17 protein-coding genes and 2 pseudogenes are annotated in these 14,577 nt (G+C 48.2%); 9 read left to right on the top strand and 10 right to left on the bottom strand.

All coding sequences use genetic code 11. The features are described from left to right. Window positions 1-492: 492 nt before the first annotated feature. Together MN084_RS04635 and MN084_RS04630 are read right to left on the bottom strand one after the other, a co-directional pair. A complete protein-coding gene (locus tag MN084_RS04635; protein ID WP_241087021.1) occupies window positions 493-1,725 on the bottom strand; it encodes a DUF2325 domain-containing protein in 1,233 nt (410 codons plus the stop codon). Between the two features lie 84 nt (window positions 1,726-1,809). Further along, window positions 1,810-1,980, bottom strand: a complete 171-nt coding sequence (locus MN084_RS04630; protein WP_241087022.1) for a hypothetical protein — start codon at window positions 1,978-1,980, stop codon at window positions 1,810-1,812. 953 nt (window positions 1,981-2,933) lie between these two features. Between MN084_RS04630 and MN084_RS04625 the strand changes: the two genes are divergently transcribed. From MN084_RS04625 to MN084_RS04605, 5 genes are all read left to right on the top strand, one after another. Next, window positions 2,934-3,149, top strand: coding sequence for an ATP-binding protein (locus MN084_RS04625; RefSeq protein WP_445083886.1), 216 nt, complete (start codon window positions 2,934-2,936; stop codon window positions 3,147-3,149). Window positions 3,150-3,158: 9 nt separating this feature from the next. Continuing rightward, window positions 3,159-3,287 (top strand): hypothetical protein, encoded by a 129-nt coding sequence (locus tag MN084_RS04620; protein WP_277400427.1) that lies wholly within the window; start codon window positions 3,159-3,161, stop codon window positions 3,285-3,287. A gap of 83 nt (window positions 3,288-3,370) precedes the next feature. Then, window positions 3,371-3,448, top strand: coding sequence for a hypothetical protein (locus MN084_RS04615; protein ID WP_241087166.1), 78 nt, complete (start codon window positions 3,371-3,373; stop codon window positions 3,446-3,448). Window positions 3,449-3,454: 6 nt separating this feature from the next. Then, window positions 3,455-3,745 carry a transposase gene (locus MN084_RS04610; protein ID WP_330178521.1) on the top strand — a complete coding sequence of 97 codons (291 nt, stop codon included), beginning with the start codon at window positions 3,455-3,457 and terminating at the stop codon, window positions 3,743-3,745. 283 nt (window positions 3,746-4,028) lie between these two features. Further along, a complete protein-coding gene (locus tag MN084_RS04605) occupies window positions 4,029-4,277 on the top strand; it encodes a transposase (protein ID WP_241087023.1) in 249 nt (82 codons plus the stop codon). Between the two features lie 520 nt (window positions 4,278-4,797). On the opposite strand, the gene secF is transcribed toward MN084_RS04605, so the two are convergent. From secF to queA, 5 genes are all read right to left on the bottom strand, one after another. Then, window positions 4,798-5,736: a protein translocase subunit SecF gene (gene secF / locus MN084_RS04600; RefSeq protein WP_241087024.1), complete on the bottom strand. Its 939-nt coding sequence runs from the start codon at window positions 5,734-5,736 to the stop codon at window positions 4,798-4,800. Window positions 5,737-5,762: 26 nt separating this feature from the next. Then, window positions 5,763-7,616 (bottom strand): protein translocase subunit SecD, encoded by a 1,854-nt coding sequence (secD, locus tag MN084_RS04595; protein ID WP_241087025.1) that lies wholly within the window; start codon window positions 7,614-7,616, stop codon window positions 5,763-5,765. A 97-nt stretch (window positions 7,617-7,713) separates the two neighbouring features. Then, window positions 7,714-8,043: a preprotein translocase subunit YajC gene (gene yajC / locus MN084_RS04590; RefSeq protein WP_241087026.1), complete on the bottom strand. Its 330-nt coding sequence runs from the start codon at window positions 8,041-8,043 to the stop codon at window positions 7,714-7,716. 132 nt (window positions 8,044-8,175) lie between these two features. Then, on the bottom strand, window positions 8,176-9,294 hold the full coding sequence (gene tgt, locus MN084_RS04585) for a tRNA guanosine(34) transglycosylase Tgt (protein ID WP_241087027.1): 1,119 nt from the start codon (window positions 9,292-9,294) through the stop codon (window positions 8,176-8,178). A 206-nt stretch (window positions 9,295-9,500) separates the two neighbouring features. Then, window positions 9,501-10,529, bottom strand: coding sequence for a tRNA preQ1(34) S-adenosylmethionine ribosyltransferase-isomerase QueA (queA, locus tag MN084_RS04580; RefSeq protein WP_241087028.1), 1,029 nt, complete (start codon window positions 10,527-10,529; stop codon window positions 9,501-9,503). Between the two features lie 345 nt (window positions 10,530-10,874). Here queA and MN084_RS04575 point away from each other — a divergent pair, with 345 nt between their 5' ends. The 3 genes from MN084_RS04575 to MN084_RS04565 are packed head-to-tail and all read left to right on the top strand — an operon-like array spanning window position 10,875 to window position 12,171. Further along, window positions 10,875-11,279: a hypothetical protein gene (locus tag MN084_RS04575; RefSeq protein ID WP_241087029.1), complete on the top strand. Its 405-nt coding sequence runs from the start codon at window positions 10,875-10,877 to the stop codon at window positions 11,277-11,279. Between the two features lie 33 nt (window positions 11,280-11,312). Next, window positions 11,313-11,786 carry a hypothetical protein gene (locus MN084_RS04570; protein ID WP_241087030.1) on the top strand — a complete coding sequence of 158 codons (474 nt, stop codon included), beginning with the start codon at window positions 11,313-11,315 and terminating at the stop codon, window positions 11,784-11,786. Then, window positions 11,770-12,171: a hypothetical protein gene (locus tag MN084_RS04565; protein WP_241087031.1), complete on the top strand. Its 402-nt coding sequence runs from the start codon at window positions 11,770-11,772 to the stop codon at window positions 12,169-12,171. Before MN084_RS04570 ends, MN084_RS04565 begins: the two co-directional genes overlap by 17 nt. Window positions 12,172-12,267: 96 nt before the next feature. Here MN084_RS04565 and MN084_RS04560 read toward each other — a convergent pair whose 3' ends face one another. Continuing rightward, window positions 12,268-12,423 (bottom strand): hypothetical protein, encoded by a 156-nt coding sequence (locus MN084_RS04560; RefSeq protein WP_241087175.1) that lies wholly within the window; start codon window positions 12,421-12,423, stop codon window positions 12,268-12,270. Continuing rightward, window positions 12,396-12,824, bottom strand: a pseudogene (locus MN084_RS04555) (Bpu10I family restriction endonuclease). Before MN084_RS04555 ends, MN084_RS04560 begins: the two are co-directional and overlap by 28 nt. A 77-nt stretch (window positions 12,825-12,901) precedes the next feature. On the opposite strand from MN084_RS04555, the pseudogene MN084_RS04550 reads away from it, so the two are divergent. After that, a pseudogene (locus MN084_RS04550) lies at window positions 12,902-13,951 on the top strand (IS3 family transposase). Window positions 13,952-14,181: 230 nt separating this feature from the next. On the opposite strand, the gene MN084_RS04545 reads toward MN084_RS04550, so the two are convergent. Continuing rightward, window positions 14,182-14,550 (bottom strand): AAA family ATPase, encoded by a 369-nt coding sequence (locus MN084_RS04545; protein ID WP_241087032.1) that lies wholly within the window; start codon window positions 14,548-14,550, stop codon window positions 14,182-14,184. Window positions 14,551-14,577: the final 27 nt, after the last annotated feature.

Below are 14,577 nucleotides of genomic sequence, written 5' to 3'. Positions count from 1 at the left end.
AATTCACCTCTTGCATCACCAACCGTACAAAGTGCCGACTGATATCCAGCCGGTCCGATATTTTCTGACAACTCACTCCCTCTTTTCTCAGTTTGCAAATCATCCGAACATGCCTGGCATCGATCTCGCAGCATCTAAGCTTCATATGCTGTAATCCGCGAATGGCGCACTGCAGGCAGAGCGTGCTTGGCAGGACATGGTAGGTCGCGGTGATCTTCCCCGATACTGGAATAACAGGAGAGCAATTGACGTAATACGCGGACTGATAGTGTTTCATTCATATCGTCAGCACGCTCCCAGTTGCCGCTTTCGCCACTTCGACTCAGCATCATCACAGCTCTCGAACCAGGCTAGCCCGGTAGGCTTTACGCAGTCGATCGATTTTTTCAAAATCCGGCACTTCCAGTCGGAGCCCTATGTCCCGATACGCTCTATCGACCTACAGGATGTAATCTAGTTGTTTTTTAATTCGCTCATGGTCTTTGAAACAAACTAGATAGTGTCAGCTGCAATGCTGTCACTCTGCACATCGGCACCGGCCTCACAAAATCGCCGCAAGCCGCCAGCAAATGCCGAGAGCCCGGAGCTACGTAACGGAACAAAACGCTTGGCCTGCTTTTGGCAATGTCGTTTGACACGAAGGCAGGCATCATGACTGATGCAGCTCACCGGGCAAAACACCATATCCGCACCCATAAGATTCCATTGCAGGCCGGCCCGGCTGTTTTCAAGCCCACCGTCATGGTGGTCAAAATGGCCATTATGAGCCTCTACAAAAGCTCTCAGGTGAGGTACAAGAGTCGATCGTCCGCCAACATAGAGCACCCTTTTCCCATTCAGATCGATATCTCGGGCAGGGTCCGAATTCCCTTCATGTTCTTCCGCCAATAACAGCATCATGGTCTGCTCCAGCGCCAGATGCTCATTTTGCGTCTCCTTCAGCAACTCTTTCAGGCCAAGCATCTCTTCATAGAGTTCGGCATTTCTGATATCCCGGCCTGCCAGTTGCTTTTCCGCCCAATCCAGACGTCGGGTGAGCGACTCATTTTGTTGCTCGCCATCGATAGAGGATTCGGCATTTATTTTTCTTTCCAGGTAAGAGCTTCTGGACATCAGCACGAGCAGTTCCTGCTCCTGCTGTTGAATCAACGCATCACGTCTCGTCATCTGCTCTTTGTGATGCTGCCGGGTCTTGGCAAGCATCTCCCGAAATTTCACTATCTCAATATCCAGCGACTTCATGCGTTTTAGACTGGCGCGGTTCGATGCACCCTGGAGATGAGACAGCATGTGTACGTCACCAAAAACACGCGAGATCAACTCAGGGCCGGCATCAGGATGAGACATGATCGTCCAGAAGGGGCCGGCTATCTCACCTGTCTTCATGGCGCGATTCCAATGTTCTCCCAACTGACGTGTGTCGCAACACCGGGGAATCGCCTGAATCCAGCGCTTGTACTTACGGTCCAGCATTTTGTGCAGATTGCGCGCCGCTACCGACTTCTCATCCACCTGCCCCAGCATGATGCCGTGGAGTTCATAATCTGAAGGCCTCCCTTCCATAACAATACTGGACTGACGCGTGACCTTGCGCAGCTCATCCATGGAGAGGCAGGTACCCAAAATGGCACAATGGAAATGCGACTTTATCTCCCAGAATTTCAGACGCTGGTTACTCTTCATCGCCACAAATTTCTTGTTGCTGTTTTCACATTGATCACACATGAGAATTTCCTTTATTTAAAACGACTTTCCCTGGTGCCGATAGATATCGGGTTGCGAATATCCCATATAGGTGGGCACACGCTATCAGGTGAGGTCTCTCCCATCGGCTATCGAGATATGCACCAACGCCAACAGGTCTCCACAAGAGCAGGATGGATCATCAAAATCATAGGGACAGAGATCCCCGCAATCCATAAGCTTGCGTACCTGATCTGCTCCGATCCGCATAATCTCCCGTCCTGTATCGGCATCCATCAGGCGGATCTGCGGGTCCCGAAGCTCCAGCTAGGCATCGATATTCACATGCATAATGTTCACCCTCTTGCTCTTCTTTGAATATTAATGATAATCATTTGTATTTATAAGTCAAGTCTGAATTGGTTAGTTTATAAAATGCGTCTGGCAGAATCGATGAGTATGGCCGAGATGTAACGAAGCTGGTGAACATCGGATGAAGCCGACAGAATTGGATGGTGCATAAGTAAAACGCCTATTGGACAGACAGATAATGCGCTATTGGCTTGAATGGAAATAGGACAGGACTAGTCGGCTCTAACGTCAGCCTTGTTCCAAACGCCAGATAATAACCAGCGGGAAAGCCTCCATGGTCACGAACAGGACCAACATGCCTTCACCTGCGGATGGGGCGAGGGAGGCACTAATTTCCGTTCTTCTTACGGCTTAAAACCAGCAACAAATCAATGATTACTCAGCCACATTTTGTGGGAACCGGAGAGCTTTTGGCCATAAAGGTTAGGGAGCCTCTGATTAATTCTGGATAGGATGGATGACGAGTTGAAATCTTCCGGATCAAAGCGAAAATTGCCGGTAATAGCCGGCTATTGCCAAGATTTTCAACGCAGAGCCGAGAGCTTTCAGCCGTCAGACACCGATCCAGAATTAATCAGAGGCTCTTTAAGCACAAGCTCTGCTTTTCCAACAGAGGGACTGTCTTTCAAATCCAGAAAACTCCCTGCCTTCAGTATTTCGTAGGGCTAAGGCAAGTTCGGTCAGAGAAAGAATGGCTATCGATTAAACAACATCCGGGCGAGGAGTGCTGACAGATCCACTGCCTTGATCAAGCAATATCTTCCTGATGATGAACCTGCTGGAACAGGAAAAACAAATAAGCAGGCAGAGGCAAGCGGCCAATAGATTGATGTATACGGGTCTGGTAATTCTGGGATAAATTTGGTTATCTCTCCTTATTGCCGGGCGGCCCCATCTTCTCAGCAAGTTTTTATGCGCGTACCAGCATCATTATCACTACTAATCTCAGTTTCATTGAATGGCCGAGTGTCTTTAGTAACGAAAAAATAACGACTGTACTGCTTGATCGGCTGACTCATCACTTCCATATCATCGATATGGTAATGACAATTATCGGTTTAAAAACCGGCTCTTCCCCTAATTGGGTAGATTAACGCCCCCCTATGAGAGATAAAGATCTATACGCCCAGATCCTGGGTATCAAGAGCCCTTGGCAGGTTAGCAGTGTAGAGTTGACTCTGTCAGAGGGAGAGGTGACGGTATACGTTGAGCAGGATGCAGACGCCAAGTAGTGTTGTTCAACCTGTGGGCAGATCTCACCGGGCTATGACTCACACAAGCGCCGCTGGCGGAACCGGGCTCTGGATTTACTGCAATGTTTGAGGCGCTGGTGACCGACTGGTTGAAACAGGCATCCACCTCGGCAGTCTGCCGATTGATGGGGCTGAGTTAGAATGCCATTGGTGGAATTATACAGCGAGCGGTTAAGCGAGGACTAGCACGTAGAAAAGAGATCAGCCCAACATGTATAGGTGTTGATGAGACGGTCTTCAAGAAACGCCATGATTATGTAACGGTCTTATCAGACCAGGATGCAGGTACAGTGTTACACGTGGGTAGTGACCGCAAAAAGGCGATGCTCAAAGCATGGTACGAAAGTCTGACAGAGGAGCAACAAAAAGCGATAGAGAGTACCTCCATGGATATATGGCCAAGCCTTTATCAATGCCACACTGAAAAGCTTCCCTAGGGCTGAAGAGAGGGTTGTCTTCGATAAATTCCACGTTGCCAAGTACCCCGTGAGGCGATGGACAAGGTACGCCGCCAAGAGCACAAAGCGCTGATGGCTATGAGGACCTTAAAGGCAGCCAGTATGACTGGCTCTACAACCCGGAGAATGTGATACGCAGACAGGAATTGCGGTTCAAGGCGCTACGTAAAGCACGCTGAAGACTGCCCGTGCCTGGGGGATCAAAGAGTTTGCCATGTCATTCTCACTCAAGACACGGACAAGGAAAGGCTGAGATCGGTGGTTGTCATGGGCAGTGCGCAGTGGCCTGGAGCCAATCAAGAAAGTGGCGGGAACAATCAAGGATTGTCTGTGGGGAATATTGGACGCTGTTGTTTTGGAAGTAAGTAATGGTCCGGCGGGAGGTCTCAACAGCCGAATCAAGATGATCAAGGTGCCTAGCAGAGGTTTCCGCAACAAAGAGCGATTTGCCAATGCAATCTACCTCCACCTTGGAGGGCTGAATCTTTATCCTGAGGGAGTGGTTGGGTGATACTTGCCCTCTTGATTAGGGGAAGAGCCTAAAAACTTAACCAGTAATTAAGGGGGGGGTAACCAAACTAGAATCCAAGAAATGAGCCATGATCTGGCTTGATTAGGTGAGTCAGTTTTCAGTGCAAACAGTGGGGCACTTTTCGGCGCAATTTAACACACCAAAACACCGGATGAGAAAAAATCGTTTTTTCAACGACGCTTTTGGCACAGAGAAAATAGATGTCGAACAACAACATTCCGGCTCAAGTGAGTGAACCCGCACTGGAAATGATCATGTGTGATGTACTCGAAGGTTCGCAAGAAGCCTCTCTAGGGTCATCATTGCAACAAAATGGTTCCTACTTTCGGATCATACAGGGGCCCAAGAATCAGAGTCGGGAGGTATCTGTCCGGTAAGGCACAGATTGAAGCAGAGATTATTCATTTCCTACAGACAGAAGAGCTGCGGGTTAATCTTTCCAGCAAATAAAAACTGGCTATGCAGCCAGTTTTTTCTATTCTCGAGGTAAAGCAGAAACTCAGGGCTCAACATCCAGCTCAGCACCTTCTTTCTTCACCGGCATCAGGTCCGCCTTGCTGATACCCAGCGTCAGAACCGCAGAACTCGCCACATAGATAGAAGAGTAGGTACCGACCACCACGCCAATAATCAGTGCAAATGCAAATCCGTGGATAATCTCACCGCCCAGGAAAAACAGTGCCAGAAGTACCAACAGTGTAGTCAGAGAGGTGACCAGGGTGCGGGTGAGCGTCTGGTTAAGAGAGGTGTTGATTATCTCCTCTGATGTCCCCTTGCGCATCTTGCGGAAGTTTTCCCTAATTCGATCGTAGACCACGATAGTGTCATTCAACGAGTAACCGATCACCGCCAGCAAGGCAGCCAGCACGGTCAGATCGAACTCTATCTGAAACAGAGAAAAGATACCTATTGTGATCACTACATCATGAATCAGTGCAATCACTGAACCCAGGGCGAAACGATACTCGAACCGGAGGGCAACGTAGATCAGAATGCCGATCAGGGCGTAAAGCATCGCCAGTCCACCATCCTCGGTCAGCTCGTCACCCACTTGGGGCCCGACAAACTCCACCCGACGCAGATCAGCCTTACCTTCAACCCCCTGCTCCAGGGCCGCAAATGCCCTATTGCTCAGCTCGGCGCTGTCAATTTCGTCTCTGGGCGCCAATCTGACCAGCACATCCCGAGGTGAGCCAAAATGCTGCACGGTCGCATCGGCAAAGCCTCCACCCGCCAGGGCATCACGAACTTTAGGAAGCTCTGCCGGCTGTTCGTAACCCACTTCTACCAGTGTGCCGCCGGTAAAATCGATACCCAAAGAGAGCCCTTGAGTAATGATCGAAATAAGGGAAATCAGAATAATGGCTGCTGACAACATCGAGGCCAGCTTGCGCCTGCCCATGAAGTCAATTTTTGTATTGGTTTTTAAGATCTGCATTTGAAGCTCTGTTCCTTAAAATCCGCTTAGATGATCAGCTTGGAGACACGCTTTCCGCCATAGATCAGATTGATCACAGCGCGTGTGCCTATGATGGCAGTAAACATGGAAGTCAGAATGCCGATAAACAGAGTCACGGCAAAACCTTTGATCGGGCCTGTTCCAAAGCTGAACAGCACTACGGCTGCAATCAGGGTGGTGATATTGGCATCCACAATGGTGGAGAACGCCTTTTCGTACCCGGAAAAAATGCTTGCCTGAGGTGTATTGCCCACCCGGATCTCCTCACGAATACGTTCAAAGATCAGGACATTGGCATCCACCGCCATACCCACCGTGAGCACGATGCCCGCTATGCCTGGCAGAGTCAGCGTTGCCTGCAATATGGAAAGAACGGCAACAATCAGCACCAGATTCACCGCCAGCGCCAAATTAGCCACTAGACCGAATACTCGATAGTAGACGGCCATGAAAACCATCACCAGCGCCAGACCAATCATCACGGAGAGAGAGCCCTGATCGATATTATCTTGTCCCAGGCTGGGACCAATGGTACGCTCTTCGACAATCTCAATTGGCGCGGCCAATGCACCGGCACGCAGCAGAAGGGCTAGGTCATGGGCCTCTTCTGTACTGTCTAGTCCCGTAGTCTGAAAACGACGTCCGAAGGGTTCCAGAATATTGGCAACGCTGATCACCTCTTCTACCGGTGTCTTCCTGAACACACGTTTGCCATCCACCATCTTGGTCTCGGTGCGGGTTTCAATGAACACCACCGCCATTGGTTTACCGACATTTTCTGTGGTCATATTGCGCATACGGCGCGCACCCTGGCCATCCAGGTTGACGAATACCGCCGGTTGACCGGAACGCTGGTCCAGACCAGAGCTGGCATTGGTAATCTGGTTGCCGGTAACAATAACCCGTTTTTTCAGCAGAATGTCCCCGCCACCACGGGTCTTATAGAGTTTAGAGCCTGGGGGTATCTTGCCGGCAACAGCGTCTTCGACACTATGCTCTGTATCTTCAAGACGATACTCCAGTGTCGCTGTAGCACCAAGAAGCTCTTTCAGTTTGGCTGGATCGGATGCACCAGGAAGCTGCACGACGATACGACGATCCCCCTGCTGCTGAATAACCGGCTCGGAGACACCTAGTGCATTAACGCGATTACGCAGTGTAGTGATGTTTTGATCCAGGGCAAATTTCTTGACCGTCTGTTGTTCGTTGTTCCCCATACGGGCAGTGATCAGGTAACTGTCACCTTCATCCTTGGTCTCCACCAGCAGGTCGCGGAATTCATTATCAACCACATTCAGGGCTTTATTGCGAACCTCTGCTTTCTTAAATTTGATGATGACTGTATCTATATCCTGGGAGACCTTGGTATAACGCAATTTCTCCTTTCGCAGCAGAGTCCGCATATCGCCAGTGTAACGCTCCACTGCCTGTTTGACAGCGGCATCCATGTCCACATCGATCAGGACATGGGTTCCACCTCTCAGGTCCAACCCCATATACATGGGCAGCGCACCCATAGACCTTAACCAGCCGGGCACATCGGTCACCAGAGTAAGGGCCTGTGTATAACCACTACCCAACGCCACCTCCATCGCTTCCTTTGCCCTTAACTGAGTGTCGGAATCGGTAAATCGAACCAACAACTTATTGATGCCGGGCTCAATGGCCTTGATTTCCAGCTTTTCCGCCTTGAGAGCCTCCCGGATCTTGGCTTCAGTCACAGTATCGACTTTGGCCCGGCGGGAACCGGATATCTCGATCGCAGGGTCCTGATCAAAAATATTAGGCAAGGCATACAGCAAGCCGATCAGCACCACAAATACGACAAGAAGGTTCTTCCAAATAGGGTATCGGTTCATAATTCTTTTTGAGTATGGAAGCTCGAACTAACAGGCCGGCGTCGCAAACTAAACACCAACCACCAGGGATGGCAGGCCCATAGGGCCAACCGGCAGATTACAGCTCTTGCAGAGTGCCTTTGGGCATCACTGAAGAGATTGACTGACGACGTATCTTGACCTCAACACCATCGGCAATCTCAATCTTGGAAAAATTGTCGCCCAGATCAGTGATCTTGCCCATCAAGCCACCATCAGTTTGCACTTCATCACCCTTTTCCAGGGCACCAACCACTTTTGCATGCTCTTTCTGACGCTTCATCTGGGGACGAATCATCAGGAAGTAGAGCATTACGATCAGGCCAATGGGCAAGATCAGACCTTCCCAACCACCTGCAAGCACTCCAGGGGCGGCCTCGGCCATAGCGTCTGAAATAAAGAAACTCATGCTGTTTTCACCTGTTAATACACTTTAAAGATTCTGCAAATTCCCTCCCGGACACAATGCCTGAGAAGGGCTTAAACGGCGCATTATGACATAACTTGGATAAATTTAAGTATTTCTATATGTTTTTAGTTCTCAGTTTCTGCTTTCAGCCGGATCACCGGCTCTCAGAGCATAGAACTCTTTAACAAATTCATTGAATCGGCCCGCTTCTATCGCCTGACGGATATTCCGCATCAAACTCTGGTAATAGTGGAGGTTGTGGATGGTATTCAGCCGGGCACCAAGAATCTCATTACAGCGCTGGAGGTGGCGCAGATAAGAACGGCTGTAATTCTGGCAGGTGTAGCAGTCGCAGTGCGGGTCCAGAGGCCCTGTATCCGACGCATGAACCGCGTTGCGGATGCGCACCACACCCTCATGGGCAAACAAATGCCCGTTACGGGCATTCCGCGTCGGCATCACACAATCAAACATATCGATGCCCCGGCCAACCGCCTCGACGATATCTTCCGGTTTACCCACACCCATCAAATAGTGAGGCTTATCCCCAGGCAGGCGGGTGGAAAGGAAGTCGAGCACCCGCCAGCGATCTTCCGGCAGCTCACCAACGGAGAGGCCACCAATGGCGTAACCATCGAAGCCGATTTCAATCAGGCCGTTCAGCGAGCGTTCCCGCAACGGCTCAAATACGCCCCCCTGCACAATGCCGAAAAGTGCAGCCGGGTTATCACCATGGGTCCGACGGCTTCGTTCCGCCCAACGCAGTGAAAGCTCCATCGAGGACTCTGCCTCTTTTTCAGTGGCAGGATAAGGAGTGCACTCGTCAAAAATCATCACAATATCAGAGCCCAGCTTGCGCTGAACATCCATCGACTCTTCCGGCCCCATGAAAATTCGGCTGCCATCGATGGGCGAGCGAAAACGGACCCCTTCCTCGGTGATTTTTCGCATCGCACCCAGGCTGAATACTTGAAACCCGCCAGAATCAGTGAGAATAGGACGTTCCCAATGAGTGAAATCGTGCAGATCACCGTGCTGCTGGATGATCTCCGTCCCGGGCCGCAGCATCAGATGAAAGGTATTGCCAAGAATGATCTCAGCGCCCATGGCTTCCAGCTCTTCCGGCGTCATCGCCTTGACGGTGCCATAAGTTCCCACCGGCATAAAAGCCGGTGTTTCAACACCACCCCGGGGAAAGCTCAATCGCCCCCGCCGAGCTGGCCCATCATTGCTCAATAGTTCAAATTTCATGATTCATGATTCATGATTCATGATTCATGATTCAAAATCAGTATAATTCTCAAATTAATTACTTGACACAGTGCAGCATTACATTAGAAAATACTCACTGTTCATAAAATATTTTCAGTACTCACTCCTCCACCCTTCTTTTAGGTGGAACTTTATGAAGCGCGGTATTTGCTTCCCGCGCTCTATTTTTTGTCCAACCATCCCGCTTATCCACTGCGATTTTCCAGCAGCATTGCATCACCATAGCTGAAGAAACGGTACTTCTGCTCAATCCCGTGGCAATACGCCGCCATGATCTGTTCATAGCCGGAGAAGGCTGAAACCAGCATCAACAAGGTCGACTCCGGCAGGTGAAAATTGGTTATCAACAGATCCACACTCCTAAAGCGGTAGCCCGGGGTAATAAACAACCGGGTATCGCCCTGAAACGACTTCAGACTGCCATCGGCCGATGCCGACTCCAGACTGCGCACACTGGTGGTGCCAACCGCCACCACCCTGCCACCACGAGCTCGGGTGGCATGCACCTGAGCACAAGTCCCGGCCGACACCTCCACATACTCGCTGTGCATCACATGATCTTCCAGGCGGTCGACCCGCACCGGGCGAAAAGTCCCGGCACCGACATGCAGGGTAACCTTTGCCTGCTCAACACCCTTTTCCGACAGCCGATCCAACATGGCTTGATCAAAATGCAGCCCCGCAGTGGGCGCCGCAACAGCACCTGGACGATCGGCATAGATAGTCTGATAGCGCTCATCATCGACCAGCTCATCATCCCGGCTGATATAAGGAGGCAGCGGCATATGCCCGATCTGCTGCATCAGGGCCATAAAATCCAAGTCAGGAGAGTAAAGCTCAAACAGGTCATCCTGGCGCCCAGTCACTTCTAGTTTGGCCACATCCGATATCAGCACCTTACTCCCTGCTTTCGGGGATTTACTGGCTCTCAGGTGCACTACTGCCCGATGAGGTTCCAATACGCGTTCAATCAGAATTTCAACCTTACCGCCGGTCTCTTTCTCCCCGTACATGCGTGCATGCATCACCCGGGTATCGTTGAAAACCAACAGATCCCCCGGGTGAAGCAGGTCGGGCAGATCAGAAAACCACCGGTCTGCTATTTCATCACTGCCACCCTGCAGGCAGAGCAGACGACTCCCTCCTCTTTTTTCGGTCGGATACTGGGCAACAAGCTCTTCAGGCAGGGAATAATTAAAATCTGAGCGTTTCATCAGGGCGGGATATTACCACAGCCCAGCGCAATCGTTAGCAGGCTGTAACTTACGTTTGATCTGAGGGGCGGAAAGACTATACTATGCACCTCCAACTGCTGGGGTGGTGAAACTTGGTAGGCGCAGGGGGTCCAAAGTCATAACCTGATTTTGTAGACCGAGCAAATTTCAGAGGAAGTTCATCCTTGCCGGGATGGTGGAGTTGTTAGACGCAGTGGATTCAAAATACTTTAAATAACTAATAAAAATATACAGTTAATACGTATTTAAACACCACACATAACTGCACACTTTCCGCTATACTGCACATTGATTCGAATCACTAAAAACTAAGTGCGGCACATCATGGCAGACAAAATACGGCACCCCGACCACAAGAAATTGCACCTGTTCAAACGACCTAGCAGTTCTTATTGGTGGTGCGGTTTTCGTCACAAAGGCAAGTACCCCCGAACGTCTACAAAGCACAGCGACCAAGCCAAAGCTGAAGCCTTTGCTAATGATTGGTACATGGGGAAACTGTTAGACATTCGTGACGGCACCCTACCCACACCCACCAAGAAAGTTAGCAAGCCGACCATCAAGGACGCTTCCATCATTGCTGTTAATGACCTTCGCGCCAGCGCATACGATGAAGAAAACGGGCATAGTAAAGAATACTACCGGGGTGTAGTTATGGTCATGGGTAAGCACATATCCATAATCAAACCAAAAGATCCGGACCGTGTAATACCGGGGAAAATCTACTGAGGTGATATTCCATGCGATGAAGTCACTAATGCCATGTGGAAGGACTTCAAGCGAAAGATTCAGCAGGAACGCAAAGACCAAGGTGAAAAGCCGCTGGCAAAGCGCACCTTTCACCAAATACGCAACGCGCTGAATATGTGCCTACGGACTGCCGAAGATAAAGAGTGGATAGACAAAGTTCCTGAATTCAGGGAACCACGCGGGTCAAATAAGGTAACAGCCGGTCGTGCATGGTTCGAACCCAAGGAACAAACCCGCCTCCTCAAAGCCCTTGATGAAAATATCGAAGAATTAGAAAAGACCCGGCACCACCAGTCAGCCAAGGGACTAAGGGACTATGTGCAATTCATGCTATTCAGTGGGCTACGTGTTGGCGAAAGTCGAAACGTAGAATTCAGGGACGTGGATATTGTTTTCACCAAGACTAAACCCGGTGAACCAACAGCCAACACAAAACGCGCCCTACTCATTAAAAATATTGTAGGCAAACGTGGTTGTAGCTTATGAATGTTTAACCCGCCCTGAAGCTGCTGAAGCGTTTGAGCGTATAAAAAAACGCCGCTGCATAAAGAATCATCAGCTTTGTGACGAACCATTATTCTTAGAAAATCATCGAACTAGCTTTAATGCCTTACTTCGTAGGTTACGGCTGAAAGAAAACCAGCAAGGTAGTCGCCGCGATTTTGTGTCCCTACGCCATAGCTACATTTGCAATATGATTCGAAATAGTGTTTCTGTATTCTTGATTGCTACTAACTGTAGAACCAGTGTGGATATTATCGAAAAGCATTATCCTGCCCCCATGAAGGTTTCACTTAACGCCACACAGCTATTGCAAGAAATGGACAAGTCCGAATTGGTCCATGATAGTGCAATGAATAAGCTATTCTAAAAAAACGGGGTGACCCTGTAACAAGATCACCCCGCTATTCCCACACAGCGACATAACAACCAAACTGTTTAGATTTGATTCGCTGTGTGGAAATTATCAGTTAAACAGTTGCTGGCTAAGGTTCTGCCATTCGCTGTTCATTTCACTAGGCATACGGCGACCTTTTACTTTTTTCTCAAAGTCCGCCAATTCAACAAGGGATTGGTTATTATCCAAGAACCATTTTACAAAACGCTCACTACGAGTTGCCATGACTTTATGTTGTGCTTTACGTGCTCACGACTTTCACGTCTACCTTCGACACTTGAAAAATTGCTGCGCACATTTGACCAAAGACGTTTAGATTTTCTCAATACAATAACTTAATCAATCTCTGTGGTTGCAGTGCTAACAGGGGTCATATCAAGCTATTCACAAACAAGATAATACTTCGCACCAACAACCGCTATTTTTAAATCATGAGCGGTAGCAGATGCTTCCTGAAACATAGTCTTATCGAGGTTTGTTTTGCATTCTGCCGCCACATAAGCCAGATAGGTTTCTTCTGTAATCGAATTGGTAAAATTAGAATTATGCGAACTTTTCAAAAATAATTTTTTGCAATTGAAAAATATTGATCCTTGTTTTGACCTTTCCCCCAGAAATAGAGCCATGACAAGGATGAGATTTCCAATTAGTCTGTGTATTAGGAGATCTCAAGATGAAGAAGAAGCGTTACAGAGAAGAGTAAATTATTGGTGCCATCAAGCAGCATGAGTCAGGGGTAAAAGTTGATGACATTTGTCGTCAGTTCGGCATTTCAACCGGGTGCTTTTATAACTGGCGAAGCAAATACGCCGGGATGGATGTCTCAGAAGCCAAACGGCTCAAAGAGCTTGAAAGCGAAAACAACAAGCTTAAGAAGTTACTTGCCGAGAAAATACTTGAAGCTGAGGCGATGAAGGATGTGCTCTCAAAAAAGTGGTAAAGCCTGCTGATAGAAAACAAATCGTGAGCTACCTTAAGTCGCGGTTCAAATTAAGTGAGCGTAGAGCTTGCCAATTAGTAGGCTTAAGTAGAACCGCTTTTCGGTACGTTACTCAATGGGGAAAAGATGAGCCTCTACGCAAACGGTTACTTGAGCTGGCAAAAAAGCATCCGAGTTATGGTTATTTGTTTTTACATGGCCTCCTGAGAGGAGAGGGGCTTGTGAAAAACAAGAAGCGGACCTACCGAGTCTATAACGAAGAAGGTCTTCAAGTGAGGACTAAAAAACGCAAGAAGATAATACGACCAAGAATGCCAACGATTATGCCCATTGGTAAAAATATACGCTGGTCAATGGATTTTGTCAGTGATCAGTTGGCTAATGGTCGCCGCTTTCGAGTATTTAATGTGATTGATGATTACTCAAGAGAAGTTATTGGCCAGCTCTCTGACTTCTCGATCAATGGTCACCAGGCCGCTCGTTTTTTAACTCAGGTGATTGAGCTAAGGAGCGCTCCGGATCAAATAATCTGCGACAACGGTCGCTGAGTTTACTAGCAAGGCGATGTTCTACTGGCAAAAAGAAAGTGGCGTTAAGCTAGGTTTTATTCAGCCAGGTAAGCCTACTCAGAATGCGTTTGTAGAAAGCTTAAACGGTAAATTCAGAAATGAATGCTTAAATCAGCATTGGTTCAGGTCCATTGATGACGCTAGACATGAAATTGATCAATGGCGAGAGCACTACAATCACGTGCGGCCTCATAGCGCATTAAATTATTTGTCACCTGTGGCCTTTGTGAATAGGGCCGCTTAGAATGAATTATCTCATCCAAGTCTTGGTATTAAGATGGGGGGAAGGTCAGTCCTCAGTGCGTTGGTTTATAGTACCCATTAGTGTGGCTGTTGCGTCAGTTACACCAGCCTTTTCATCTTCTACTAGTGCATCATGAAGGGCGTTTAGGTAATGGGAAAAAATGTCTCTTCCACGAACAGACGGGATATAATGGAAAGAAATTTCATTTAAAAAAAACAAGCAATTATAGCTTATAAAATGCCATTAGGGTTTGTGTCTACTGGCAGGTCTGAATACCTATTCCATGTTTTCTTAACTGAAAATTTTTCTGGTAAAGATTTCCATTTGAGGAAATTATTAAATGTAATTCTTACCCATAAAAAAGCTCTTCCTTTAGTAGCGCGGGCTTGCGATTCTCTTAATCTCGATAAGTCATCAGAAAAATCAAAACCATTTTGTAATTCTGTTTGATTGTTAAAAAAAAGATTTAAAGCCTTAAGGACGTTAGATTTTCCTGAGTCATTTCCACCAATCAACACATTGATGTCATTATTGTTAGTCAAATTTACGCTGTAAATTGATCTAAAGTAATTAATTTCTATTTTTGAAATTATTTTCATGAGGCTTCAGATCCTTTTCTGGATGTG

Origin of the sequence: Candidatus Vondammii sp. HM_W22 (genome assembly GCF_022530855.2) — a bacterium.
Classification (GTDB): Bacteria; Pseudomonadota; Gammaproteobacteria; order Chromatiales; family Chromatiaceae; genus Vondammii.
The sequence above is the reverse complement of the archived record's forward strand: the minus strand, read 5'-3'. Positions and strand labels throughout refer to the sequence as shown.

Bases quoted from the DNA above. Each gene is read 5' to 3' on its own strand.
- tgt (WP_241087027.1), bottom strand. From the start codon at position 9,294: ATGAAATTTGAACTATTGAGCAATGATGGGCCAGCTCGGCGGGGGCGA.
- MN084_RS04620 (WP_277400427.1), top strand. From the start codon at position 3,159: ATGAGAGATAAAGATCTATACGCCCAGATCCTGGGTATCAAGAGCCCT.
- MN084_RS04635 (WP_241087021.1), bottom strand. From the start codon at position 1,725: ATGTGTGATCAATGTGAAAACAGCAACAAGAAATTTGTGGCGATGAAG.
- MN084_RS04575 (WP_241087029.1), top strand. From the start codon at position 10,875: ATGGCAGACAAAATACGGCACCCCGACCACAAGAAATTGCACCTGTTC.
- MN084_RS04545 (WP_241087032.1), bottom strand. From the start codon at position 14,550: ATGAAAATAATTTCAAAAATAGAAATTAATTACTTTAGATCAATTTAC.
- yajC (WP_241087026.1), bottom strand. From the start codon at position 8,043: ATGAGTTTCTTTATTTCAGACGCTATGGCCGAGGCCGCCCCTGGAGTG.
- MN084_RS04615 (WP_241087166.1), top strand. From the start codon at position 3,371: ATGTTTGAGGCGCTGGTGACCGACTGGTTGAAACAGGCATCCACCTCG.
- secF (WP_241087024.1), bottom strand. From the start codon at position 5,736: ATGCAGATCTTAAAAACCAATACAAAAATTGACTTCATGGGCAGGCGC.
- secD (WP_241087025.1), bottom strand. From the start codon at position 7,616: ATGAACCGATACCCTATTTGGAAGAACCTTCTTGTCGTATTTGTGGTG.
- MN084_RS04630 (WP_241087022.1), bottom strand. From the start codon at position 1,980: ATGGATGCCGATACAGGACGGGAGATTATGCGGATCGGAGCAGATCAG.
- MN084_RS04570 (WP_241087030.1), top strand. From the start codon at position 11,313: ATGTGGAAGGACTTCAAGCGAAAGATTCAGCAGGAACGCAAAGACCAA.
- MN084_RS04560 (WP_241087175.1), bottom strand. From the start codon at position 12,423: ATGGCAACTCGTAGTGAGCGTTTTGTAAAATGGTTCTTGGATAATAAC.
- queA (WP_241087028.1), bottom strand. From the start codon at position 10,529: ATGAAACGCTCAGATTTTAATTATTCCCTGCCTGAAGAGCTTGTTGCC.